Source organism: Anaerotignum faecicola (assembly GCA_024460105.1).
In the GTDB taxonomy this organism is placed as follows: domain Bacteria; phylum Bacillota; class Clostridia; order Lachnospirales; family Anaerotignaceae; genus JANFXS01.
In genome coordinates, this window is sequence record JANFXS010000152.1 from 1 (window position 1) to 513 (window position 513).

Here is a 513-nt window from a genome sequence, read left to right on the forward strand (position 1 = left end):
GCCTGGACTGCATTGGACGCTCCGAATACCAGCTCATACATGTAATTCAGCGGCATAACCGTCTGTTCAGATAAGTTGACCGGATCAAATACCTGGCCCCAGATAAAGAAGCCTACGCTGGAAACTGTCCACATAACGAGATTCGTACGGATCGATCCGCGGAGCAGGGGAAATGTTATGTACCAGAATTTCTTAAACACGTTGGCGCCCTCGATGGAAGCGGCCTCATAATAATCCGCGCTGATCCGTTCGATACCACTCATAAAAATCAGCATATGGTATCCTACCATACCAAAGCAATAGGCAATTAACATGCTCCAGAACTTATGATGGGGATCCGTCCACATGACGTTACCGCCGCCAAACCAGCCGATAATCGTATTGAGCAGACCGTAGCTCTCCTTACTGAGCGCATAATACAGCCACATGGTACCCATGGCAACCGCAGATACCAGGTTCGGCAGATAAATCACGCTTCGGAAAAACTTCTTTCCCTGCATGCCGTTCGTCAGG

1 protein-coding gene is annotated in these 513 nt (G+C 49.1%); it reads right to left on the reverse strand.

Going from position 1 to position 513, the window contains the following annotated elements; genetic code table 11:
• The coding region (locus NE664_13240) for a sugar ABC transporter permease (GenBank protein MCQ4727596.1) at positions 1-513 on the reverse strand (513 nt) is incomplete at both ends.